16 protein-coding genes and 1 pseudogene are annotated in these 22,715 nt (G+C 59.9%); 7 read left to right on the forward strand and 10 right to left on the reverse strand.

Annotated features, from left to right (window positions below):
• Positions 1 to 66: 66 nt before the first annotated feature.
• Positions 67 to 1,692, reverse strand: a complete 1,626-nt coding sequence (locus J0O65_RS21685; RefSeq protein ID WP_215409258.1) for a response regulator — start codon at positions 1,690 to 1,692, stop codon at positions 67 to 69.
• A 427-nt stretch (positions 1,693 to 2,119) separates the two neighbouring features.
• Here J0O65_RS21685 and purL point away from each other — a divergent pair, with 427 nt between their 5' ends.
• Complete coding sequence (gene purL / locus J0O65_RS21690) at positions 2,120 to 6,157, forward strand: phosphoribosylformylglycinamidine synthase (RefSeq protein WP_215409259.1); 4,038 nt, start codon at positions 2,120 to 2,122, stop codon at positions 6,155 to 6,157.
• Between the two features lie 174 nt (positions 6,158 to 6,331).
• Here purL and J0O65_RS21695 read toward each other — a convergent pair whose 3' ends face one another.
• Together J0O65_RS21695 and J0O65_RS21700 are read right to left on the reverse strand one after the other, a co-directional pair.
• On the reverse strand, positions 6,332 to 8,095 hold the full coding sequence (locus tag J0O65_RS21695) for an NACHT domain-containing protein (RefSeq protein ID WP_215409260.1): 1,764 nt from the start codon (positions 8,093 to 8,095) through the stop codon (positions 6,332 to 6,334).
• Positions 8,096 to 8,406: 311 nt separating this feature from the next.
• A pseudogene (locus J0O65_RS21700) lies at positions 8,407 to 8,697 on the reverse strand (lipid II flippase family protein); the annotation flags it as partial.
• Between the two features lie 311 nt (positions 8,698 to 9,008).
• Between J0O65_RS21700 and J0O65_RS21705 the strand changes: the two are divergent.
• A complete protein-coding gene (locus tag J0O65_RS21705) occupies positions 9,009 to 9,464 on the forward strand; it encodes a tellurite resistance TerB family protein (RefSeq protein ID WP_215409262.1) in 456 nt (151 codons plus the stop codon).
• Positions 9,465 to 9,501: 37 nt separating this feature from the next.
• Here J0O65_RS21705 and J0O65_RS21710 read toward each other — a convergent pair whose 3' ends face one another.
• From J0O65_RS21710 to J0O65_RS21725, 4 genes are all read right to left on the reverse strand, one after another.
• Positions 9,502 to 10,026, reverse strand: coding sequence for a hypothetical protein (locus J0O65_RS21710; protein WP_215409263.1), 525 nt, complete (start codon positions 10,024 to 10,026; stop codon positions 9,502 to 9,504).
• A 63-nt stretch (positions 10,027 to 10,089) separates the two neighbouring features.
• Positions 10,090 to 10,482, reverse strand: coding sequence for a hypothetical protein (locus J0O65_RS21715; RefSeq protein WP_215409264.1), 393 nt, complete (start codon positions 10,480 to 10,482; stop codon positions 10,090 to 10,092).
• 33 nt (positions 10,483 to 10,515) lie between these two features.
• Complete coding sequence (locus J0O65_RS21720; RefSeq protein ID WP_215409265.1) at positions 10,516 to 10,965, reverse strand: hypothetical protein; 450 nt, start codon at positions 10,963 to 10,965, stop codon at positions 10,516 to 10,518.
• A gap of 185 nt (positions 10,966 to 11,150) precedes the next feature.
• On the reverse strand, positions 11,151 to 11,876 hold the full coding sequence (locus tag J0O65_RS21725; protein WP_215409266.1) for a helix-turn-helix transcriptional regulator: 726 nt from the start codon (positions 11,874 to 11,876) through the stop codon (positions 11,151 to 11,153).
• 277 nt (positions 11,877 to 12,153) lie between these two features.
• Here J0O65_RS21725 and J0O65_RS21730 point away from each other — a divergent pair, with 277 nt between their 5' ends.
• Genes J0O65_RS21730 through J0O65_RS21750 form a run of 5 tightly spaced genes read left to right on the forward strand, consistent with a single transcriptional unit; the run spans position 12,154 to position 18,603 of the window.
• Positions 12,154 to 12,837 carry a vWA domain-containing protein gene (locus J0O65_RS21730; RefSeq protein WP_215409267.1) on the forward strand — a complete coding sequence of 228 codons (684 nt, stop codon included), beginning with the start codon at positions 12,154 to 12,156 and terminating at the stop codon, positions 12,835 to 12,837.
• Positions 12,838 to 12,851: 14 nt separating this feature from the next.
• Positions 12,852 to 13,610 (forward strand): PP2C family serine/threonine-protein phosphatase, encoded by a 759-nt coding sequence (locus J0O65_RS21735; RefSeq protein WP_215409268.1) that lies wholly within the window; start codon positions 12,852 to 12,854, stop codon positions 13,608 to 13,610.
• Positions 13,607 to 15,937, forward strand: coding sequence for a hypothetical protein (locus J0O65_RS21740; RefSeq protein ID WP_215409269.1), 2,331 nt, complete (start codon positions 13,607 to 13,609; stop codon positions 15,935 to 15,937). Before J0O65_RS21735 ends, J0O65_RS21740 begins: the two co-directional genes overlap by 4 nt.
• A 9-nt stretch (positions 15,938 to 15,946) precedes the next feature.
• Positions 15,947 to 17,293, forward strand: a complete 1,347-nt coding sequence (locus J0O65_RS21745) for a toxin-antitoxin system YwqK family antitoxin (protein ID WP_215409270.1) — start codon at positions 15,947 to 15,949, stop codon at positions 17,291 to 17,293.
• On the forward strand, positions 17,278 to 18,603 hold the full coding sequence (locus J0O65_RS21750) for a toxin-antitoxin system YwqK family antitoxin (RefSeq protein ID WP_215409271.1): 1,326 nt from the start codon (positions 17,278 to 17,280) through the stop codon (positions 18,601 to 18,603). Before J0O65_RS21745 ends, J0O65_RS21750 begins: the two co-directional genes overlap by 16 nt.
• 718 nt (positions 18,604 to 19,321) lie before the next feature.
• On the opposite strand, the gene J0O65_RS21755 is transcribed toward J0O65_RS21750, so the two are convergent.
• The 3 genes from J0O65_RS21755 to nadB all read right to left on the reverse strand — a co-directional run bounded on the left by J0O65_RS21755 (position 19,322) and on the right by nadB (position 22,704).
• Entirely contained in the window at positions 19,322 to 19,681 is a 360-nt protein-coding gene (locus J0O65_RS21755; RefSeq protein WP_215409272.1) for a hypothetical protein, read from the reverse strand.
• 427 nt (positions 19,682 to 20,108) lie between these two features.
• Positions 20,109 to 20,444 carry a hypothetical protein gene (locus tag J0O65_RS21760; RefSeq protein ID WP_215409273.1) on the reverse strand — a complete coding sequence of 112 codons (336 nt, stop codon included), beginning with the start codon at positions 20,442 to 20,444 and terminating at the stop codon, positions 20,109 to 20,111.
• Between the two features lie 646 nt (positions 20,445 to 21,090).
• Complete coding sequence (gene nadB, locus J0O65_RS21765; RefSeq protein ID WP_215409274.1) at positions 21,091 to 22,704, reverse strand: L-aspartate oxidase; 1,614 nt, start codon at positions 22,702 to 22,704, stop codon at positions 21,091 to 21,093.
• Positions 22,705 to 22,715: the final 11 nt, after the last annotated feature.

Here is a 22,715-nt window from a genome sequence, read left to right on the forward strand (position 1 = left end):
CGATGCTGGGAGCAAACCCTCCCGCTTCCGTCCAATACCGCTGGCAGTCACGGGGTTGCGGCAGTTTCAGGTGGCAATACCGTATTTGTGCTGCGTGGCCGCATACTGCTGCCTGAGCGACTCCAGCTGCGGGTGCTTGGGGTCGATCTTGCGGATCATCTGCATCTGGTGCTGCGCCTGTTCGGCCAGCGGGGCTTCCCAGCCCAGCATGTTGAGCTGGCGCAGGATGGCGTCGACGGAGGCGAACAGCACGGGCAGGTTGCCCGGCGTCTTGCGCAGGGCCTGGCGCAGCACGAAGACGGCTCCCTTGAGCTCGCCGCTTTCCGACTTGCTGGCCGCATCCTGCATCAGTTCCTGCACCTGGTTGCTGATCTGCTGGCCCATGCCTTGCGCCAGGTCGTGGCGTCCGGCCTTTTCAAACACGTCGACGGCCGCCTCCATCGTCACTTCGCTGTCCGCTTCGTTGACGAGCTTCATCATGACGTCGGAGGCGGCCTGTTCCAGGTTGTTCTTCAGGCAGCTTTGCACCAGGCCCACCTTCAGCTGCGTCGACAGGCCCCGCGCCGTGTCCAGGGCGGCGGCGGCCAGTTGCAGTTCGTTGGCGGCGGCGATGTCGTTGCCCGACAATTCATGCAGCATGGCGGCCGAGATGGCGCGGCACGCTTCCACATTGGCGCCGCCCCGCAGCGAGCGCTCCATGTCGCGCAGCACGCCGCTCGCCTGCGGCGCGTCGCCTTTCTTGACCAGCGTCTTGACCAGGTTGACGTGGTCTTCCGGGTCGCGGAATTCCGAGTACTTCGCCTTCGTCACCACCTGCTTGTAGGCCCGTTCGGCCGCGCCGATGTCGCCCGTGTCGTAGGCGATGCCGCCCAGGTGGCGCAGGCGGCGCACCATGTGCGGCGAGATGGCCACGGCATCCTCGAGGATTTTCTTCGCCTGCAGCTGCTGGCCCATGGCTTCATGGTTTTGCGCCAGCAGGTCGTAGGCGGCCATGAAGCGGGGATAGGTTTCCACCAGTTCCAGCAGCGCATCCTGCGCTTCTTCGTGGCGCTGCTGTTCGAACAGCGTGCGCGCCAGGCCCAGGTGGGCCCAGGCCATGGGCCGCGTGGCCAGCATGTCGGCGTACAGCTGTTCCGCTTCCTTCCATTCGCCCAGGGTGATGTGCAGCTCGGCGCGCAGGCGGGTGAAATCGGCCGCCAGCCGTGGGTACTGCAGTTCGGCCGCGCGGCAGCTTTTCACGGCTTCGCGCAAGTCGCCCTTGTCGATCAGCTGATACGTGGGCAGGAACATGGCGCGCCGTTCGATGGCGCGCGCGATGCGTCCGCTCAGCACGTCGACGGTGAACGGTTTTAATATGTAGTCGGACGGCGTCAGCTCGGCCGCGCTGATGACTTTGCTGTGGATGGCTTCAGAAGTCAGCATGATGAAGATCGTCCACAGGCCGATCAGCTTATGGTGGCGCAAGTCTTCCAGCAATTGCTGGCCATCCTGGCCGTCCGTGCCACTACCAAGATCGTATTCGCACAGGATGATGTCGAACGGTTTCTTCGTCAGCAGGCGGATGGCCGTGCCGGAATTGACGGCATATTCCACCTTGGTGATGGCGGCCTGGTTCAGCATATTATGCAGATTGCCCCGCATGCTGGGGTTCGGGTCGACGATCAGGACAGATAAGTCGCTAGTTTCTGGCATGGTTCAGCTCTCGTTCATCTGTTCGGTCATTTGCGGGAACTCTTCTTATATGTCTCTGCCTGGCAGTATTGTTTTTTATCAGCATACTGCAAACGCGCCCGACACTGCCAGCAAAATGCATGCAATCGGGCGCGGGGCGGGGCGGCGTTGTATTTCATGACGCGCAGTGCGTGTCGATCAGCGTGGGCGTGGCCGAGCTGGACCTGGTCTGGCGCCAGGGCAAGAACCGCTATGTGATCGCCCGAGGTTGTTGTTGTCGCGTCAAAAATGGCCGCTTTGCGGGGCAAAAGGGGGGCAAAGCCCCAAGTTCCGGTCATAAGGCAGGGGTAAAACGGGTATAATGCGCGCAAAGGAAATTTGCCGTACGAAAGATATTGTCATACCTACCTTTAACCCGCAGCCACGCTGCATCAACCACCTTCCAATCATGTTGATACTGCCGGGTTCCAATGCCCTGTCCCATTTCCGTAGCCACCGTCTGTTAAGCCAACTGCAAGCCGTCTCGCCTGCGATTGTTGCCGTACAAGCACGCTATGTCCATTTCATCGATGCCAGCGCGCCTCTCAGCAACGACGACAGCACGCGCCTGGGCGCCTTGCTGACGTACGGCGAGCCGGCCCAGGCCGACAATACGGAAGGCGCCGCCGAAGAATTCTTCGTCATCCCCCGTTTCGGCACGATTTCGCCGTGGGCTTCGAAAGCCACCGACATCGCGCACAACTGCGGCATGGCGCACATCAAGCGCGTCGAACGCGGCATCGCTTTCCGCATCAACCTGAAATCGGGCATCCTGGGCAGCGCGATTGGCGCCGGCAAATTGACGGACGAGCAGGTACAAGCCGTGGCCGACCTGCTGCACGACCGCATGACGGAATCCGTGCTGCGCAGCGCCGACGACGCCAAGGACCTGTTCCGCACCCTGGAAGCGCGTCCTCTGGAATCGATCGACTTGCTGGGGCGGGGCAAGGCTGCTTTGGAAGCGGCGAACGTCGAACTGGGCCTGGCGATGTCGGAAGACGAAATCGACTACCTGGACGCCGCCTTCACCAAGGCCGGCCGCAACCCGACGGACGTGGAACTGATGATGTTTGCGCAGGCGAACAGCGAGCATTGCCGCCACAAGATATTCAACGCCGACTGGACCATCGACGGCGTGGCGCAGACCAAGTCCTTGTTCGGCATGATCAAGAACACGCACGAACTGCAGCCGAAGGGCACCGTCGTCGCCTACAGCGACAATTCCTCGATCATGGAAGGCGCCACCGTGTCGCGCTTCTACCCGCGCGGCGACAAGCACGAATACGCGGCGTCGACGGAACTGACGCACACCCTGATGAAGGTGGAAACGCATAACCACCCGACGGCGATCTCTCCATTCCCCGGCGCCTCCACGGGCGCGGGCGGCGAGATCCGCGACGAAGGCGCGACGGGCCGCGGCGCCAAGCCGAAGGCTGGCTTGACGGGTTTCACCGTATCGAATTTGTCGCTGCCGGACGCCGTGCGCAGCTGGGAAACGGCCGCCTCCGTGACGGCGCCATTGGCAGCGCGCACGGACGCCGAGCAATACGGCAAGCCTGAGCGCATCGCTTCGCCGCTGCAGATCATGATCGAAGGCCCGCTGGGCGGCGCCGCGTTCTCGAACGAATTCGGTCGGCCGGTATTGGGCGGCTACTTCCGCACGTATGAACAGAACGTCGGCACGGACAAAGACGCCGTCTTCGGCTACCACAAGCCGATCATGATCGCCGGCGGCATCGGCAATATCTCGGCGCAGCACACGCACAAGAACGACATCCCCGTCGGCAGCCTGCTGGTGCAGCTGGGTGGCCCTGGCATGCGCATCGGCATGGGCGGCAGCGCCGCGTCGTCGATGACCACCGGCAGCAACACGGCCGACCTGGATTTTGATTCCGTCCAGCGCGGCAATCCGGAAATGGAACGCCGCGCCCAGGAAGTCATCAACGCCTGCTGGCAGATGGGCGCGGACAATCCGATCATCTCCATCCACGACGTGGGTGCGGGCGGCTTGTCGAACGCTTTCCCGGAAATCACCAACGACGCCAAGCGCGGCGCGATTTTCGACTTGCGCAAGATCCCGCTGGAAGAATCGGGCATGGCGCCGAAGGAAATCTGGAGCAATGAATCGCAGGAACGCTACGTCCTGGCCATCGCGCCGGAAAACCTGCCCCTGTTCAAAGCCATGTGCGAACGCGAACGCTGCCTGTTCGCCGCCGTGGGCGTGGCCACCGAAGAGCGTCAACTGAAATTGATCGACCCGGAACTGGGCAACGAGCCGGTCGACATGCCGATGGACGTCTTGCTGGGCAAGCCGCCCAAGATGCAGCGCGACGTGGTCCACGTGGCCAACGATTTCCCGGCCATCGACCTGACCGGCATGGACCTGGTGGACGTGGCGCAAAAAGTGCTGCTGCTGCCGACCGTGGCCGACAAATCCTTCCTGATCACCATCGGCGACCGCAGCGTGGGCGGCATGACCGTGCGCGACCAAATGGTGGGACCATGGCAAGTGCCGGTGGCCGATTGCGCCGTCACCACCATGAGCTTCGAGGGTTATCTGGGCGAAGCGATGGCCATGGGCGAACGCACGCCGCTGGCCGTCATCGACGCAGCAGCTTCCGGCCGCATGGCCGTGGGCGAAGCCGTCACCAACATCGCCGCCGCGGCGATTGCCGACATCTCCGACATCAAATTGTCCGCCAACTGGATGGCCGCTTGCGGCCAGCCTGGCCAGGACGCGGCCCTGTACGACACGGTGAAAGCCGTCGGCATGGACCTGTGTCCGGCGCTGGGCATCAGCATCCCCGTCGGCAAGGATTCGCTGTCGATGCGCACGACGTGGAAAGACGAGGGCACGGGCGCGGCGAAATCCGTCACGTCGCCGGTATCCTTGATCGTCTCCTCGTTCGCGCCGGTGACGGACGTGCGCAAGTCGCTCACGCCGCAGCTGAAGACGGACCAGGGCGACACGTCCTTGATCCTGATCGACCTGGGCCGCGGCAAGAACCGCCTGGGTGCTTCGGCACTGGCACAAGTCATGGGCCAGCTGGGCAACGCCACGCCGGACGTGGACAGCGCGGAAGACTTGAAAGGCTTCTTCGCCGCGATTCAAAAACTGAACAGCGACGACAAGCTGCTGGCCTACCATGACCGTTCGGATGGCGGCCTGTACGCCACCCTGACGGAAATGGCCTTCGCCGGCCACACGGGCATGTCCGTCAACCTGGACATGCTGACCATGGAAGGCGAGCATGCGAGCGACTGGGGCGACGCCAAGAACTGGGCCGGCCAGGTAGCGGAACGCCGCAACGAACTGACCCTGCGCGCCTTGTTCAGCGAAGAGCTGGGCGCCGTGATCCAGGTGCGCGCGGAAGAAAAATCGCTCGTCATGGACGTGCTGCGCACGTTTAATCTGGGCGCCTGCAGCCATATCATCGGCAAATTGAACGACCGCGACGTGATCGAATTCACGCGCGACGCCAAGCTGATTTACACCCAGCCGCGCGCGGAACTACACCGCCTGTGGAGCGAAACGAGCTGGCGCATCGCCCGCCTGCGCGACAATCCTGCCTGCGCGGACGCCGAATACGACCGCCTGCTGGATGTGCAAGATCCGGGCATGTCGCCTATCGTCACCTTCGACCAGAACGAGAACATCGCCGCGCCATTCATCGCCACGGGCGTGCGTCCGCGCGTCGCCATCCTGCGCGAGCAGGGCGTCAACTCGCACATCGAGACGGCCTACGTCATGCACCAGGCAGGTTTCACGGCAGTCGACGTGCACATGAGCGACCTGATCGCGGGCCGCGTGAAGCTGGACGACTTCCAGGGCGTCATCGCCGTGGGCGGCTTCTCGTACGGCGACGTGCTGGGCGCGGGCGAAGGCTGGGCGAAAACCATTCTGTTCAACGCCAGCCTGGCGGAACAGTTCGCGCGCTTCTTCAACCGCACGGACAGTTTTGGCCTGGGCATTTGCAACGGCTGCCAGATGATGAGCAACCTGAAATCCATCATCCCTGGCGCCCACGCCTGGCCTAAATTCACGCGCAACAAGTCGGAGAAATTCGAAGGCCGCTTTGCCATGGTCGAAGTGATGGCATCCCCATCGATCTTCTTCAACGGCATGGCCGGCACGCAAGCCGGCATCGCCATCGCCCACGGCGAAGGCTACGCCGACTTCTCGCAAACGGGCGACATCACCCAGGTCACCAAAGCCATGCGCTTCGTCGACAACAAGGGCTTTGCTACCGAAGCGTATCCATACAACCCGAACGGCTCGCCGGAAGGCATCACCTCCGTCACCACGCCAGACGGCCGCTTCACCGTGCTGATGCCGCACGCGGAGCGTGTGTTCCGGTCAGTCCAGCAGTCGTATCACCCTGAAGCATGGGGCGAGGATTCGCCATGGATGCGCATGTTCAGGAATGCACGGAAGTTTGTGGGGTAATTAGCTCGCTTGCAGGGTAGCGCTGGAGTTCAGGGCGCTGTTGCTGGGGGAGGAATGAGAGAGCCGCTGTCGGGAGACAGCGGCTTTTTTGATATTTAATTAACTTATGATATTGTTGGTTGTTGCGGAAATTTTATTTTTCTCGATTTTCGTTAGTAAAACTCATCTATCGAACTATAAATCGATAAATTGACTTGGGCTTTCATTTTTCCTTATTGAATTTAGCATGTGTAATTTTTCTCTCATTTGCTGCGTTATCCAAATCGCCGCAACCTCTGAAACTTTTGCGTAACTTGCTGGTCCTTTATCAATGCATATTTCAAAATATGATCGGGTTGTTTTTTCAGGTTGTTGTTGAAAGCCACTTCTCCAATTATTTTCACCAGGAAAATTTTGTCTAAATAGTATCGAATATATTTTAGTGTTAATTATTTGATAGTGGTATGTGTTAACTCGTTGCTTTTTGTCAATGTAGTAGTTTTCCGCAGATACTCCATCCCGCAAGGTTATTCTTTTCTTTACTAGTAATGTCTTTAAATAGTTGTCTATTGTATCTTTGGTTATTTTCTCGCTTGTAAAAAGAATGTCTTTAATCGTTTTTTCTATGTCTGGTAGTATGAAATATTTTGTCGAGCGATGCGTATCAATTTGTCTTAAAAACTGAATTTCCTCCATCCAATTTGCCCACTTCCCGGCTAAGAGTTGGCTATAGAATTTTTCTGCAACAGGTTCTGTTCTTGTTTTAATGTACCGTGCAGCAAAAAATTCTTGGACACTAGCGTGAACAAAATTTATTTTTTTTGCCTCGTCTACTAGTAAGCATGTTATGTTTTTAACATCCTCAATAAACCCCTGTGGATCACTTGTTACATCACATTCCCTGATGCTTTCAATTGCAAATTGATATGCGTTCTCTCGATCTAATGTGATGGTTTGACGACGTCTTGTGGCAAAGCAAAAAGCTTCAAATATTTGCTGAATTTCACGATCATTTAACTTTGTTTTTCGTTGTCGCCTCCAGCCTAGTTTTGAACCATCATGGCGGACTAATAATATTTGAAAAAGTTCATCATAGAATTCTGCGAAATCAAGAGGTATTTTATGCGCCGTTTGATAAGAAATTGCCAATAGTGTTGCAAGGAGAGGTGTTTTTACAAGTTCTTTAATTTTAACGGGTGATGCGGTAATCGCATTTACAAGTCTGTTTGTGAATTCTTCGTCTTTAGTTATTTTTTTATAAAACCCAAAAAGATCTTCATTTTCTAATGGGGAAATTCTGTTGGCATAGAAATTTGATAGATTTTTACATTCTGTATCTGGTCGCGAACTTAAAACAATTCTACACATTGGGAATTTGTATGATAAATCGTCTATTTCTACTAGAGTCTTTTGTACATTAATTGCATCAATTTCATCAAACCCATCTAATAGAAATGATATTTTTCCTTTCTCGGCAAAATGTGTCATTAATTCAATGTCGGTTTTAATTCCAAGCAATAATGAAAATCTTTCGGTTAAATAAGAAAAAAGTGATTTTTCTTCTACATTGCGTAATTCGCAGAAAACTGGAACTCTAACGCCACTGCGAATTTCTCTCCCAAGTAGGTAGCGCATTAGAATTGACTTGCCTTGGCCCACTGTTCCAAAAATAATGTTGTGATTGTTTTCTAGGTTTTCTAGCGAAGTGAGCTTAGTACTTCCTTCGTTATCTTCGTTGGATACAGATACAGGATAAAAAAATGTACTTAAACTTAATGGCCTGTCGGTGTGCCAAATTGTTTTAACTCTCTGACTTTCCCATAATTTTTTATGTAGCCCGTTCATTTTTGAGGCTGTCCTCAAGATGGAAATTTTTTCCTTTACTAATCCAGAACTTGATGAATATAAGTCTTCTATAGGTTTTCTAAGAAGTGCGATGGCTGCGGAAAAATCTGGCATATTTACTTTCAGATATATTTTTAATGATATGAATGAGTGGTTTTGTTTTTTAATTCAGTGGTCGTAGATTTTATAGTTATGAATCTGTTTTCTTGAAAAATTCTAGTCGCAATTTTCATCAATAGTGCGTGTCATGCGCGAAGCGATAAGAACTGCAGTCAATAATGAAGCACTACCGATGACGTTGGAGCGCAATGTGCTTAAGGTGGCTTCATTCTGGGAAACCTATTTAGTTGATTTCTGACGTACACTGAAGTAAGGCTATTCACTGACTCCTGAATGTAAGAGACGCTATCCTTGAAGCAGTCATTTATCGCTCCGACAATCGTCGCCAAACTGGCGGAGAACAGCAGCCAGCGGAAGTCGAGCAATAGCGTGCTGGCGGCCACGTGCTGGTCGATGCCCGTTTCCACGCGCTTGGCGAGGAACGGTCCCAAAAACGAATTCGAGGTGCGCGACAGCAGCATCAGGATGCTGAACAGGGCCAGGGACACGGCGATGCGCCGCGTGCGGATGCCGGCGATGCGCACGGAGTAGGCGAGGGTGCCGATGATGTGGATGATGAACGTCAGTGCGCAAATCAACAGCAATTGCTTGTCCATCACAACCTTGCAGTAAAGAAAATGTAATTCCATGCTGCCATGAAGTTACTTATTTTTCAACTGCAAAGAAGATAATTTTATGTGATTGGGATTTTGTGTTGGTTTGTGTGGCGTTGACTGAATTTCACCCCAAGGCAGAAACTGGGGTCAGACCCTTCGGGTCTGACCCCGGCTTTTTGCCTGTGGGGTGGACCATGCGGTCAGCGGAGGCAAGGCATGCTTGCATCGCTTGCAATCCACCCCCGCGCCACCAACTAGGTGATGTGGTAGCCTGTAGTGCTGCCTCATCCGAACCAACCAGGAGAACCGCCATGAGTTTCGATTCCTTTCTGTCCAAACTGAAGAGCAAAGCCAGCGAGCTGAAAACCGAGGCACTGAAGTACAAGAACAAGGATTTCCTGAACGCCGCGATGGCGGGGTCGGCCTTGATCGCCATGGCCGACGGCAGCGTCAGTGCGGAAGAGAAGCAGAAGATGGTGAAGTTTATTGAGAGCAATGACGCGCTGTCCGTGTTCAGCACCACGGACGTGATCAAGGCTTTCCAGGACTATGTGGGCCAGCTGGAGTTCGACAAGGATATCGGCGAAGCCAAGGCGTATCAGGCGCTGGGCAAGATGAAGTCGAACGTGGAGGCGTCGCGCTTGCTGGTGCGCATGATTATCGCCGTCGCTTCGTCGGACGGCAATTTCGACGCCAACGAGCGGCGCGTGGCCGGCAAGATCGCGCGCGAACTGGGCTTGACTCCGGCGGAGTTCGAGCTGCAGTAAGCGCCAAGCCAGCCGGCCCCGGCTGGGACTGGCTAGCTTAATCCTTGTCCCACCACGGCGGCGCGCTCTCCGACCTCGGGCATGCCGTCTTCAATGCACTTATCTTGTAGCGGATCTCGATCACCTGCCCATGGTGAAACGGACCGCGTACCCAGTCGCCGGAATGAAACAGGTAGGACTTGCCATTGATGCAGCGTTCGGTCGGCAGGTCGCCAATGGGGCCGGTCGAACGCAGGGTGACGCGCACTTCGCCAGTGGCATCGAGCGGCGCGTCGGCGCTTGCATACAGTATGTCGATGCCGACATCGCAGACACTGGTGCTGCCTATCTTGCTGCAGTACTTGGTATACGTTTCTTGGCGCGCCATGACCATGTGATCTTCATGCCGCATCGGCTTGCCATCGTCAAAGGTAAAGCGCAGGATGACTTGCGTGGGCTCGCTGGCAGGATGGCGTGTGGTGGTGCAGGCGGCGCTGACCAGGGCCAGCAAGGGCCAGGCCAGCAGGCGCAGGACGCGGCGCAGCAGCGCCGGGATCGGGTTGTTGCCGGATGGATGCTGCATGTAGCGTTGCCATTTGTCTCATGAACGGGGCGCCGATCATAGCATGCGCCGGCGGCGGTTCCGCTAGCACGCGCCGCGATTCAATTCCTGCAGCACTTGCTTGCACAGTTCGCCGTACCGCACGCCCTTGCTCCGTTTGTGTGCGGCCAGGTCGTAGCGCGCGCTGATGTCATCCCACGCCACGCTGCCGGGCAAGGGCCGCAAGTCGTCGTCGAGGTCCATCTCGAAGTGGATGAAGTGGCCGTCGGGGCTCAGCAGCTTGCCGTACACGGCGGGCATGTCGGGCCAGGCCAGCTGCAGGTCGAGCACGAGGGCCGCATCGAGCGTCACGCCATGGCTGGCCGCGCACTGGCGCAAGGCGTCGGGCAGGGGGCGGGCGCGCCACCAGGCCGCCGTCTTCTTGATGGCGGCCTGGGTCAGCGCGATTTGCTGTTGCACGGAATACTGTTTGCTCATCGCTGCCATCCATGCGGCATGCCGCTCGCCGCCTCAGCGCGATGCCAGGCCCATGCTTTGCACATGGGCGGGCACGATTTCGCCGCTGGCCAGTTTTTCGGCCGGTACCCGCATCAGCACTTCGCCGCCCACGCTGCCGTCGTCGCGCAAGTCGATGCGCATCGCCAGTTGCCGGTCGAGCGCCACGAAGCTGTCGTTGCCGGTGGCGATGATGCGGTGCTCTTCCTGGTCATCGATGCGCGCATACATCAAGGCGCCGATGCTGCCCGCATTGCGCAGGTAGAGTGTCTGGCCGTTCGACAGCTCATAGCCGCCGCGGAACGGGGCAAACGTCTCGGCACTCATGAAATGCCTGTGTGCCGGCAGTTCTATCGTGTGCAGGCGTCCGCCGGGAACGACGACGGTCTGGCTGTCGGGGAGCGTTTGTGCATTTGCCAGCAGGGCGCAGACGCCCAGGGTGCCGGCCAAGATCCATGTTTTCATTTTTTTACCCATCCTTGAACTTTGGTGCCGTCCGCTGCCGGCGCGGCGATGTTGTTGTCGGTGCCAGGGAAAACGCGCCGGCAGATCCGCCACGCTGCCGACACTCTGGCAAGGTGCGGGCTACCGGTCTTGCCAGTGTAGGCAGGCAAGATGCACCGCGCATCATCCGATCGGATGACACGGCCTCATGCATCGAGGATGGCCAGGTGCGCCGTCGCGCCGTGGATCAGCGCGATCAGCTCGCCCTGGCGCCGCGTATCGGTCTTTAAATAGGTGTGGTGCAGGTGCGTCTTGACGGTGTTGACGCTGATGCCGCCCTGCGCGGCGATTTCTTCGATGGTGGCCCCTTGCGCCAGCGCCTTGCCCACTTGCGCCTCGGCTTGCGTCAAGTCGAACAGCTGGCGCAGGGCCGGGACGGACGTGCACGTTTTTGTGGGGTCGCGTGCAATCACCAGCGCACAGGCGGGCTGGCAATCGGCCAGCGCGCTGACGGTCAGGGCCAGCGGCGCTTGCTGCTTGCGCGCCAGGCGCAGCGACTGGCATGGCGCCGCGCCACCGTCGCCGGCGATCACCAGGCGCACGGCGCGCACCAGGGCGGGCGGGGTCGTGTGTTCCAGTTGCGCCGCATGCAGGGCGTGTCCGGCGGGGGTGGCGAAGCGCAAGCCGAGGTTGGCATCGAGCACCAGCACGGCGGCGCCCATGGCGTCGAGCGCCGCCAGCGCGCAGTGGCTGGCCAGCTGGGCTTCGCGCAGGCGCTGCTGCAGGCACAGCGCGCGTTGCAGATGCGGCAAGAGTTCCTGCCATTGCTGGCCATTCAGGCCAGCGCCGTCGAGCTGCGGCCACGCGCCCATGCCGCAGGCGGCGTCGTACATGGCGCCGATCAGTTTGCCCACCTCTGTTGCCGTACCCATGCTTGCTCCCATTGCCCGATTACATCAGTGTGCCGCAGGCGTGCAGGTGCGGAACTGGGTAAGGGCGGTCTTGCGCAGCGATCCGCGCCACCTTTGTGAGGAGGGGTTGGTCGCTGCCATCTGTCCTGGGCAACTATCAAGATAGTACAAAGACATCAGTGCTGCAATGGTTCACGCCTATCCTCCCGAATAGTGTTCTGTAGGAAACTCGCGCGGCTAAATCACGGCCATGATGTAAGATTCGCACTATGTCCGATTTCACATTTACCGATTGCCCATGAGTTCCATAATGATCCCCGACGTCGCCCTGGTCGACAACACCGAACAACGCACGCCGCTGGTGCTCGTGCTCGACTGCTCCGGCAGCATGGACGGCGAACCCGTCGCGCTGCTCAACGAAGGCCTTGCCTTGCTGGAACAGGAATTGAAAGCCGACGTGATCGCCGCCAAGCGCGTGCGCATCCTGGTGATTCAGTATGGCGCGCACGATGAAGCCGTGGTGGCCAGCAACTGGTGCGACGCCATGGATTTCACGGCGCCCGTCCTGGCCGCCAACGGCACCACGCCGACCGGCGCGGCCGTGGAACTGGCCCTGGCCGAAATCGAGCAGGAAAAGCAGCGTTTCCGCCAGGCGGGTGTGGCTTACACGCGGCCGTGGCTGTTCTTGATGTCGGACGGCGAACCGACGGACCGCTGGCAGCACGGCGCCGAACAGGCGCGCGCGGCCGAGCAGGCGAATAAAGTGGCGATCTTCCCCATCGCCGTGGGCGACCATGCGAATATCGATTCCCTGGGCGAATTCTCCAGCCGGGGCGAGCGCGGCGTGAAGCAGCTGAAAGGCTTGCAGTTCCGCGAACTGTTCCTGTGGCTGAGCGCCAGCATGCAAGTGGTGTCGCAATCGCGTCCCGGCGCGCAGGCGCAGCTGGCCTCGACGGACGGCTGGTCGGTCGTGAATACGTGAAAGCCCGCTGATCCATGACTGCAGTACAGAATATCTGGCGCGTGTTCGGCGCGTCCGTCACGGGCAAGGCCCACCTGGATAAAGCCATCGCTTGCCAGGATGCGCACGCGCACGCCGTCGTGAATGACGTGCTGGTCGCCATCGTCTGCGATGGCGCCGGTTCGGCCAGGCTCAGCGAACAGGGCGCGCAGTTCCTTGCCACGCACACGGTGCAGGCGCTGTCCGGGCGGCTGGAGCAGGGCGCCACCGTGCAGGATCTGCACGACGGCGCGCTGGCCGGCACCCTGGCGCAGATCCGCGCCGCGCTGGACGACATCGCCCGCGCCGCCGACGCCACCCTCGACGACTACGCCTGCACGGTGGTGGGCGTGGTGATGGGGCCGGATACGGGATTTTTCTTCCACCTGGGCGACGGCCTGGGCGTGGCGCAGCTGGGCGATGGCGGCGAACGCATCTCGCTGCCCGCCAACGGCGAATACGCGAACGAAACCTATTTTATTAGCGGCGAGCGCTGGCGCGAACAGCTGCGCCTGCTGCCGATTTCTCCGCCAGTGCGCGGCGTCGTGCTGATGTCGGATGGCTGCATGCCCTTTGCCATGAGCAAGAACAATGGGGGCTTGTACGCGCCGTTCATGGATGCCGTGCAAGGCTATCTGCGCACGGTCGAGAGCGTGGAGTTGGGCAATACGGCGCTGGCGTCCACCCTGGCCGACCCGCGCACGCATCAGATCACGGGCGATGACAAGACCCTGCTGCTGGCCTTGCGCGCATGAGCAAGAAGCAGGGTGTGACGCCCGGCCTGAGTCCGGGTGGAAAAATCTGGCTGGACAAGGTACGCGCGCTGGTGCTCGGCAAGCTGATCAAGAGCGGCGGCGCGGGCAGCGTGTATCTGTTGCCCGGCGCGCCCGCGCAGGTCGCCAAGCTGTACCACCCGCACCTGGACCGGGCCGCCAACCGGCGCAAGCTCGAAGCGATGCTGGAACTGTCGCCCGAGCTGCCCGATCAAGTGGAAAACGGTAAGCGCTACGTGCAGATCGCCTGGCCGCAGGCGGCCGTGTTCGACGGCCAGGGTGGCTTCGCCGGCTTCGTCATGCCCTTGCTGGACATGGCACAAACGGCCGAGCTGGAACACATCATGCAGGAGCGGCAAGCGCGCGCGGCCGGCCTGCCCACGGGACTCGGTCCCAAGCTGACCCTGGCCGCCAACCTGGCCGCCGTCATCGATGCGCTGCACCAGCAGCAGCATTACGTGGTCGATTTGAAACCCGTGAATCTGCGCTTTTACCGCGATTCGCTGTACATCGCCATGCTCGATTGCGACGGCTTCAGCATCCAGGGTCATGCGGAGCGTTTTCCTGCCGAGCAATTCACGGCCGACTACCTGGCGCCGGAATTCCAGCGCAAGGGCATGCCCGCGGGCACGGAAATGGCGCAAGACCGCTACGCCCTGGCCGTCGTCATCTTCCAGTTGCTCAACTTTGGCATCCACCCGTACAGCGGGCGGCCCGGCAATGCGCAAGTGGCGACCGACATTCCCGGGCGCATCCGCGACGGCTGTTATGCGTATGGCGTCAAGCGCCACAAGCAGCTGGCGCCGAACGCCACCAGCGGCCATGCGCTGATGCCGCCCGAGCTGCGCGCCATGTTCGACCGCGCCTTTTCGCCATCGCCCAAGCCCCAGCGGCCATCGGCGGCCGACTGGGCGCAATTGCTGCGCGGCTATGCGCAGCGCAGCGGCGGCAAGCTGGTCGTGTGCGCCGTGAACGCCGAACACCAGCATTTTGCCGGGCTGGGCTGCGCCGCCTGCGCGCGCGACAAGGTCATCGTCGCGGCCGCGCAAGCCTCCGTGCAGGCGCAGCAGCAACAGATTTCCTTGCCGCGGCAGCGCAGCGCGCGCCGCACGGCGCCGGGGCAGGCGCCCGTCGCCATCCCCATCGTCGGCAACACGGGCCGCGCCATCAGCGGCAAGGGCTGGGGCGTGGTGGTGCTCTTGATCGTGCTGTTCCTGATCGGCTTTACGGCCTGGACCTCGTCGCCCGATGAGGTGAAGGACAAGGCCAGCTTGCAGGCGCAAGCGGACCAGGCGGCTGGCCTGGAAGTATTCAGCTGGCGTCCGCGCAAGGCGGCCGGTTTCCAGCCGTCAGATGCGCGCAAGGCCGTGCGCAAGCTGTCGCTAGCCATCAGCCAGGGCGACGATGATGCCGTCACGCGGGGCTTGCAACTGCTGTACCGGGCAGGCGAGGAAAAGCTGTCCGCCTACGGCGGCGACCGCACGCAGGCGCAGCTGCGCGCCTCGTTGCTGGAAGGCCTGGGCTGGGTGCCCGGCTATGAGCCGGCGCTGGTCGCCAGCTATCTTGATCTGCTGCAAGCCAATCCGCGCGACCATCTGGTGGCGGCGGCCATGGGCCGTATGCACCTGAGCCTGAACGAACCGCAGGCGGCGCGCCAGTACTTCGAACAAGCCTTGTGGGCGCGCCCGACCGATGGCGCGGCCTGGCTGGGCATCGCGGCCGCCGCACAGCTGCGCGGCGCCGACGAGCGCGATGCCGTCAATCTGGTGGCGCTGGCGCGGCTGACGGCTTACCACCATGCCGTGCAGAACGCCTTGCCGGCGGACCCGGGCGAGCCGGCCGACAATGGCGTCGCGCGCACGATGCAGCGCATGGACCTGACCGCCAAGGTGCTGCGCCTGGCGCAACCGGGCGCCTACCAGAAGCGCTGGGACAAGACGCTGGCCGATGGCGCGCTGCTGGCGCAAAAACTGCAGGCCATGCCACCCCTGCGGGACCAGGTCGGCGGCGTGCAGCGCGAGGCGATGACGACGGTCGACTATGGCGTGCTCGATGCCAAGCACGCGACGGGCGAGAATCGCTTGATCCTGTCGATTGCCGCCGACGGCAGCCTGATGCATGCGGCGGCGGAATTGCCGATGGAACCGATGCTCAACAAGGTGCTGCTCGATAGCGTGAAGCGCTGGACTTATCTTCCGGCCGTGCAGCAAGGTCAGTTGCAGGATGCCAAGGTGGTGGTGCTGGTGCGCTACCGCGATGGCCGGGTCAGCTTCGTGCCGGGCGGTATCGCCGTGACGGCGGAACATTAGAGGAATAGCATGAAAATCAAGACGATATGCGCCGCGCTGGGCGCGTCCTTGCTGTATTCAGCCATGGCGCAGGCGGACATCGTGCAGCGCCAGGTGGTGACAGCCATCGCCGGCGAGCCGGATAGCGAAGGCGGCGATGTGTACACGATTGCGGGCACGACGGCTTGCGGCGGCAAGCAGATACGCATGGATGCGCGCTCGGTGAACCTGGACGAGGCGCCGTACGAAGCGCTGAAAGTCCGGCTTGCCGAACGCATGCGCGCCAGGACGCCCATGCTCGTCACCCTGAAAAAATGCCCGGACGATGCGAGCGTGCCCATCGCGCGCCAGATTGCCGCCTGCACCCCGGTCGCCTGCGCCGATGGCCGGGCGCGATTGTACCTGCACGAGCGTTTCTATCCCGTCGAGCAGGAAAACGCGCCCAATGTGCTGCTGTTGCCCTTGCCGATAGGCAAGCAGCCTGGCACGTGGAAGGTGGACGTTTATAGCGTGGCGGGGCGCAAGCTGCGCCTGTCCGGCCAGGTCAACCGGGCCGATTATGCCTCCGGTGAACTGGTGGGCGGTTATGTCACGTATTATCCGAATGGCAAGATCGAGAAACAGGTGGCGCAGGATGGGCAGGGACGGCAGGATGGCGTCACCAGCCTGTATCGCGCGGACGGCAGCCTGGAATCCCGTGGCAACTGGCGCCATGGCTTGCCGGAGGGCACGCATCAGCAATTTCACGCCACGGGCCAGCTGCGCGAGGCCAGCGTGTATCGCGAGGGCAAGCGCGTGGACGGGCCCGTGCAGACTTTTGACGACAATGGCAAGCTGAGCACCAGCTATGTGCTGCGCGATGGCAAGATGGCAGGCGAGATGCTCACGTACTTCCCGGATGGAAAAATATCCAGTCGCGCGGAAATGCAGCACGGCAAGTTCAATGGCGTGAGCACGAATTACTACCCGGACGGCGCCGTGCGGGCCAGGATGACGCAGGTCGACGACCTGCCCACGGGCGTGGCAATGGAATTCTACCCGGACGGCAAGGTGCAAAGCCGCCAGCACTATGGCGACAAAGGCGGGCTGCTGAGCATCCAGCGCTACAGCCCGCAGGGCGTGCTGGTGCTGGAGCGCAACTGGGACAAGCAGTTGCGCGAGCAGGGCACGTCGCGTTCGTGGTATGAAAATGGCAAGCCCGAGCATGCCATCGAGTACGTGAACGACCGGCGCGATGGCTGGAGCCGCAGCTGGCGCGAGGATGGCAGCCTGAAGAATGAATGCCGGTATGTGGCCGGCAAGGCGCAGGGCGACTGCGGCGAAGCGCCGCCGGCGCCGGAACTATTGCGCAAGGAGCAAGCATGGCGCGCCTTGTGAAGCAGGTGCTTGGCGCCATGCTGTTGTTGCCGGCGCTGGCCCAGGCCGAGATCGTGCAGCGGCAAGTGGCCACGGCGATCACGGCCGCGCCCGGCGGCGATGTGCTGACCGTGGCCGAGGACACGGGCTGCGGCGGCAGGCAGTTGCGCATGGATGCGGCGTCGATGGGACTGAGCGAGGAGCAGTATGGCGTCATGAAGGCCGAGCTGGCCAACATGATACGCGACAGGAATCCCTTGCTCGTGCGCCTGCGCGCCTGCCCGGCGCCCGAGCGGACAGGCGCCGAGGCCGAGGCCATCCCCGTCATCCACATGCTGCGCGGCTGCGATGCGCACTGTGCCGACGGCAAGGCGCGGCTCTACCTGAACCATAACTTGTCAGGCGGCGAAGCCATGGAAAGCGCGCGTTATGCGCTCGTGCTGCCGCTGCCGCCCGGCAAGGCACCGGGCACCTGGCAAGTCGACGTGGTGCACGTGCGCGAAGGCGAGCCGAAGCGGCTGTCGGGTCAGGTCGACGCCCCCGATTACCTGCGCGGCAAACTGGTGGGCAACTACAGCATGTATTACCCGCATGGACAAGTTGAGATGCAGGTGGAGCAGGATGGGCGCGGCGTGCGGGAGGGTGTGCAGACGCAGTATCGCCCGGATGGCCAGCTGGCCTTGCGCGCCAGCTGGCGCAATGGGGTGCAGGAAAGCGCGGCGGGCCAGTCCCACGACCAGGTGCACGCCGATGGCGTGGTGGAAACCTTCGACACGGATGGCAAGCTGCGCACGCGAACGACGAAGGTCAAGGGCCAGCCGGACGAACTGCTGCTGTTCTATCCGGACGGCGCCGTGCAAAGCCGCAGGCAATATGTCAACGGCATCATGACGGGCCCCAGCACCAGCTATTTCCCGGATGGCAAGGTGCAGCGCACCGCCAACTACGTTGACGGCAAGCCCGCCGGCGACAGCGTCGAATATTTCCCGGACGGTAAAGTCGCCAGCAAGCGCACGCACAGCGGCCATTACGTGCTGCGCAGCGAACAGCGCTTCAGCCGGGCCGGCGTATTGATCGTGCAGAAACAGTGGAACGCGGGCGGCCGCGAGGACGGCGCGCTGCGTTCCTGGTACGCCGATGGCAAACCGAGGCAGCTGATCGAATACGCCGATGGCGAGCGCCAAGGCTGGACCCGGCACTGGCGGGAAGATGGCAGCGTGGAAAGCGAGTGCCGCTATGTGGCGGACGAGCCGCAGGGGGAGTGTACGGGGAATTCCGCCAGGATATCGTACACGGAAGATGGCATCGAGCCGCTGATGCCGGAACCGTGAACAGGGAAGTTACTGCTGTTCGATCCCTGATGTGTAGCCTGCCATTGCGAGACAGTTACCGGTACTGGAGTGACACTGGATGGCGTCCAGCGTTCGTCCTGTCGCAGCACTGTACCGGCGGCGTCAAACACCGTTGCCCGCCTGGAAGGGACCTTGGCGCATGGCTTACTTGCGCCGAGCAGGGCCTTTTGTGGTCGGCTGCTTTCGCCCCAAAGCGGCCGCTTACAGATGTTGATCCCGCTCTATTCGCCAAATCTCATGACCAATGTCGCGAGCTACCGACATCTCAAGGTCGAAAACACCCATTATCAAAGGAGGCATTCGTGTCGTTTGAATCCATCTTCCCGGGCCTTCCGATATACCTCCTCGGCAGAAGCGCCGCGCTGCTTCATCGCTAGGTAGGGAGATGGATCTTGGTTCATGTTACGAGTTTAATCCGAGGGAAAGTATAGGTGGTACGTCTGCTTCTGGCCGGTTGCCGTCGTTGCCAGGTTCCGCCCCAAAGCAGTCCTTCAAGTAGTATAAAAACCTCGGCTTGTTACTTCACCCCAAACAGACTCATCACCGAGACACCAAGAGAACTTTTATTCACCCAAAGTGAAAGAGCAATGATGCATACGAAAATTGCGATTGTGCCAGCAATTACTGATTTTTTTATCGTAACTTTCTGCGGAATAAAGAGAGATTTGGGTTAGCGGCGAACGGCAGCTTTTGGCCGCTAGCTGAAGTCCAGAGGATGGAAATCCGACATTGCTTTACGCAGCAAAGGACGAGTATATAAATCTTCATTGCTACCGATTACTTGCCCTGGATGCAAATACTCGCCTTCATCAAAGGCTTGGTACACCGCCCAAGAGTAGGAAGGAAAATCTTCAAGTGGCGTCCAGGCGGACAGTGCATTCATCGCACAATCAGCAATGTCGAAGTCAATCGAACCCGCAAGATATCTCTCCACAATTTCTTTCGAAAAACTGTCGGAGAACTCACTTCTTGACGCGCCATAAACAGTGAATGCGGCATTGAGCTCTGCGATGACCTGGGAGTGTCCCTCGTGAATGTGGCGAAGAATATTTTCCATGTTTTCTCGATTAATTTAACGGCCGCTTTTGGCCGATAGAAGTCTTGAAGGTGGCCACCTACTCAGAAATAACTTTTCCTGTGCCGACAACCTGCGCGCCCTCCAATACTTCAAATACTACCCCACAGATGAGGGGTGAATAGTCTACATTGGGCTGAAACATCAAGACCGCGTCAGCGCACGCAGAAGCGCCAGGCATAACAAAGTCTCGGGGACCATGGAACATCGCGACTCCCAAATATTCGCCCTGCCCGACACGAAGATGCGGACGATAAATGCCTGAACAAAGGTCAGTCGCAGTTGCACGGCCGCCCTCTCGATGAGCCTTGAAATCAATTTGGACTCGAACGCTGTGCTTTTCCATTGTGTTATTTCCGATTGAGCACCGTCTGCTTCTGGCCGAATGCCGTCTAAATTTAGTGATGAATCATTGGCCCATCCACTGGATTTCAGGTGTTCTCACCTGCAACGGCAACCAGTACTTCAGTGCATTTATTGCAGTCTCGACGGTCAATCCATCCACAAAAAAGCCTCGATGCTCGTGTGCTTGTACCGTGGCTCGACCTTGTGCATCTACTTTAATTATAAAATTGCCATAGTCGATGCCGTCGCCGAGGCACGCGACAAAAAGGCCCGATTCAGGCTTCAGATTGACAATCGAGAACGTCAGAACATCATCCTCGCTAAGGGAACTGAACTCCAATTGAGTTGGCTTTTTCCCTAAGGTCTCGAACTCTACATAGTAATGTGCTGCTAATCGCATTCTGCTTTATCTTATAGTGGCTGAAGCTTCGTTCTGCCGAATGTCTGCTACTGGCCTATTGTGTTGAAGAAGTCGAGTGGCAACAATTTCGGGAGGTCTCAGACATCCAAGCAGTCGGTGATCTTTCAACAGCGGCGGTTCTGGCCAGTCTAGGCTGGTAGAATTTCTATTTAAATGTCAACGTGTCCGCGTTTTTCAACACAATAGGCCGGTTGCCGTCGTTACCAGGTTCCGCCCCACAGCGGACAGTCGTCGAAGGGCTAGCCTTATCGGCGCACCAAACGCCACTTTCCTATACAGCCAACAAGCAAAGAAAAAGCACTCCCCAACAAGCCAGACTGTGTTGTCCCATCCGATGCGCGGCCAACCGTAGCTGTGGAAGTATTTCCCATTAATCGCCCAAGCTGCATAGACAGATAGAGCAAATAGGACGAGCAAAACCACACCAAAGTCACCTACAGGGAGGCGCACAGCGTAGCGAAGCTTTGGGTCCTTGGCACCTACACTTTATGTCCAGTGATGGCCGATTTCGCCCCTTCAACAGCACGCTGCCTGCAGCGGCGCCGCTTTTGGCAAATGGCGGAACACCGCAATGATTCATCGCACAATGCGCCAGCTTCCGGAATGAGAAGGCGCTTGTTGCACTCTAGCGGTGCGGCGGCGTCAGCACGCTGGCTATCGCCTTCGGCAAGGTTTCCGGATAATCGCGGCTGAAGTGCAGGCCGCGGCTTTCGCGGCGGGAGAGGGCGCTGTTGACGATCATCGAGGCCACGTCGACCAGGTTGCGCAGTTCCAGCAAGTCGTGCGTGATGCGGAAGTTGCGGTAGTACTCGTCGATTTCTTCTTTTAACAGGGCGATGCGGTGCTGGGCCCGCTCCAGGCGCTTGGTCGTGCGCACGATGCCCACGTAATTCCACATGAAGCGGCGCAGCTCGTCCCAATTGTGGGAAATCACCACTTCCTCGTCCGCATCCGTGACGCGGCTTTCGTCCCAGTCGGGCAGATATGGCGTGCCCAGCTTTTCCTTGCTTTCGATATCCTGCGCGCAGGCGCGGCCGATGACTATGCATTCCAGCAAGGAGTTCGACGCCAGGCGGTTGGCGCCATGCAGACCCGTGCAGGCCGTCTCGCCCACCGCGTACAGCCCCGGCAAGTCGGCGCGGCCGGACAGATCCGTGACGACGCCGCCGCAGGTGTAGTGGGCGGCGGGCACGATGGGAATCGGCTGCTTGGTGATGTCGATGCCCAGTTCCAGGCAGCGCGCGTAAATCGTCGGGAAGTGTTCGATGAGGAAGTCGGCCGGCTTGTGGCTGATGTCCAGGTGCACGTAGTCGAGCCCCCGTTTCTTGATTTCGAAGTCGATGGCGCGCGCCACGACGTCGCGCGGCGCCAGTTCGGCCCGCTCGTCGTGCGCCAGCATGAAGCGCGTGCCGGCGGCCGCGCCTGCTTCGGGCGGCAATTTCAGCAAGCCGCCTTCGCCACGGATGGCTTCGGTGATCAGGAAGGATTTCGCGTAAGGGTGGTACAGGCAGGTCGGGTGGAACTGGATGAATTCCATGTTCGACACGCGGCAGCCGGCGCGCCAGGCCATGGCGATGCCGTCGCCGCTGGCCGTGTCGGGATTCGTTGTATATAAGTATACTTTTCCGGCGCCGCCCGTGGCCAGCACGGTGTGCTCGGCGGCAAAGGTGAGGACTTTCCCCGTTTGCTCATCCTGCACGTACAGGCCGTGGCAATGGGGCTGGGCGTTGCGCTGGGTGGGTTTCATGCCCAGCTTGTCGGAAGTGATCAGGTCGATCGCGCAATGGTGTTCGAACAGGCTGATGTTCGGGTGGGCGCGCACCTTTTCTTCCAGGGTCACTTGCACGGCGTGTCCGGTGGCGTCGGCCGCGTGGATGATGCGGCGCTGGCTGTGCCCGCCTTCGCGGGTCAAATGAAAACCCAGTTCGGCCGAGGCGTCGCGCGTAAACGGCACGCCTTGCTCGATCAGCCATTCGATGGCTTCGCGGCCGTGCTCGACGATGTAGCGCGTGGCGCTTTCGTCGCACAGGCCGCCGCCCGCGACCAGGGTGTCTTCGATGTGCTGCTGGTGGCTGTCGCCCGAGTCCAGCACGGCCGCGATCCCGCCTTGCGCCCAGTTGCTGGCGCCATCCTGCAGCGCGCGTTTGGAAATGATCGCGACGGTGCGCGTCTCAGCTAAATGCAGTGCAACCGATAAACCCGCCAGGCCACTGCCGACAATCGCTACATCAAATTTCATGACATTTATCT

The sequence above is a fragment of the Janthinobacterium sp. JC611 genome, from assembly GCF_018682595.1.
Classification (GTDB): domain Bacteria; phylum Pseudomonadota; class Gammaproteobacteria; order Burkholderiales; family Burkholderiaceae_D; genus Janthinobacterium.

What these genes read in the sequence shown, in the direction of transcription:
- J0O65_RS21740 (WP_215409269.1), top strand. Translation starts at nt 13,607, where the DNA reads ATGAGCAAGAAGCAGGGTGTGACGCCCGGCCTGAGTCCGGGTGGAAAA.
- J0O65_RS21760 (WP_215409273.1), bottom strand. Translation starts at nt 20,444, where the DNA reads ATGCGATTAGCAGCACATTACTATGTAGAGTTCGAGACCTTAGGGAAA.
- J0O65_RS21750 (WP_215409271.1), top strand. Translation starts at nt 17,278, where the DNA reads ATGGCGCGCCTTGTGAAGCAGGTGCTTGGCGCCATGCTGTTGTTGCCG.
- J0O65_RS21720 (WP_215409265.1), bottom strand. Translation starts at nt 10,965, where the DNA reads ATGAAAACATGGATCTTGGCCGGCACCCTGGGCGTCTGCGCCCTGCTG.
- nadB (WP_215409274.1), bottom strand. Translation starts at nt 22,704, where the DNA reads ATGAAATTTGATGTAGCGATTGTCGGCAGTGGCCTGGCGGGTTTATCG.
- J0O65_RS21725 (WP_215409266.1), bottom strand. Translation starts at nt 11,876, where the DNA reads ATGGGTACGGCAACAGAGGTGGGCAAACTGATCGGCGCCATGTACGAC.
- J0O65_RS21695 (WP_215409260.1), bottom strand. Translation starts at nt 8,095, where the DNA reads ATGCCAGATTTTTCCGCAGCCATCGCACTTCTTAGAAAACCTATAGAA.
- J0O65_RS21685 (WP_215409258.1), bottom strand. Translation starts at nt 1,692, where the DNA reads ATGCCAGAAACTAGCGACTTATCTGTCCTGATCGTCGACCCGAACCCC.
- J0O65_RS21730 (WP_215409267.1), top strand. Translation starts at nt 12,154, where the DNA reads ATGAGTTCCATAATGATCCCCGACGTCGCCCTGGTCGACAACACCGAA.
- purL (WP_215409259.1), top strand. Translation starts at nt 2,120, where the DNA reads ATGTTGATACTGCCGGGTTCCAATGCCCTGTCCCATTTCCGTAGCCAC.
- J0O65_RS21745 (WP_215409270.1), top strand. Translation starts at nt 15,947, where the DNA reads ATGAAAATCAAGACGATATGCGCCGCGCTGGGCGCGTCCTTGCTGTAT.
- J0O65_RS21715 (WP_215409264.1), bottom strand. Translation starts at nt 10,482, where the DNA reads ATGAGCAAACAGTATTCCGTGCAACAGCAAATCGCGCTGACCCAGGCC.
- J0O65_RS21755 (WP_215409272.1), bottom strand. Translation starts at nt 19,681, where the DNA reads ATGGAAAATATTCTTCGCCACATTCACGAGGGACACTCCCAGGTCATC.
- J0O65_RS21735 (WP_215409268.1), top strand. Translation starts at nt 12,852, where the DNA reads ATGACTGCAGTACAGAATATCTGGCGCGTGTTCGGCGCGTCCGTCACG.
- J0O65_RS21705 (WP_215409262.1), top strand. Translation starts at nt 9,009, where the DNA reads ATGAGTTTCGATTCCTTTCTGTCCAAACTGAAGAGCAAAGCCAGCGAG.
- J0O65_RS21710 (WP_215409263.1), bottom strand. Translation starts at nt 10,026, where the DNA reads ATGCAGCATCCATCCGGCAACAACCCGATCCCGGCGCTGCTGCGCCGC.